We start from the raw sequence: 600 nt of genomic DNA, 5'->3' as shown, positions 1-600 counted from the left end.
ATGTTCGACCCGCAGATGGTCGAGGATTTCATTGGGCCACTCGACTTCGATGAGCATCTGCTCGACGACAGCTTCTACTCGCAGGAGGCGTGCTGATGGGGGGCTTCTGGGAGCAGTTGCAGTTCGCCTTCTACAGCAAGCAGTTCGGCCGCAAGGAACGCCTGCAGTTCTACGAAAGCATGTCCACCCTGCTCGAAAACGGGGTCCCGCTGAAGGACGCTGTGGCAGAGGTACACAAGATCTTCGCTCATGAGGGACAGCATCCGTTTCATCCGGTGGCCATCGCCAGTCGCGAAGCGCTGATGGGGCTGTCCAACGGCAAGCGTCTGGCCACCGCCATGGCGCTCTATCTGCCCGCCCAGGAGCGAGCGCTGATCGAGGCCGGCGAGATGAGCGGCAACCTGGTTCAGGCCATGGGCGATGCCGTCTCCCTGGTCGAGGCCCAGGCCAGGATCCGCGCCACCATCTGGCAGGCGCTGCTCTATCCCTCGGCGCTGTCCGCCATGATGGTGTTCCTGCTGTGCATCGTGGCCTATCGCATGGTCCCCAGCCTGGCCAGGCTCTCCGACCCAGTCACGTGGACCGGCCCGCTCGCCACGC

1 protein-coding gene is annotated in these 600 nt (G+C 63.7%); it reads left to right on the top strand.

Features of this window, described 5'->3' with window-relative positions; translation table 11 throughout:
* Positions 1 to 95 precede the first annotated feature (95 nt).
* Positions 96 to 600 (top strand): type II secretion system F family protein (locus JHD77_RS30310; RefSeq protein ID WP_185838227.1); only part of this gene is annotated, 505 nt, incomplete at its 3' end.

Source organism: Pseudomonas sp. P20, from assembly GCF_016463925.1.
GTDB lineage: Bacteria > Pseudomonadota > Gammaproteobacteria > Pseudomonadales > Pseudomonadaceae > Pseudomonas > Pseudomonas aeruginosa.
This window is presented reverse-complemented; position numbering and strand designations above follow the sequence as displayed.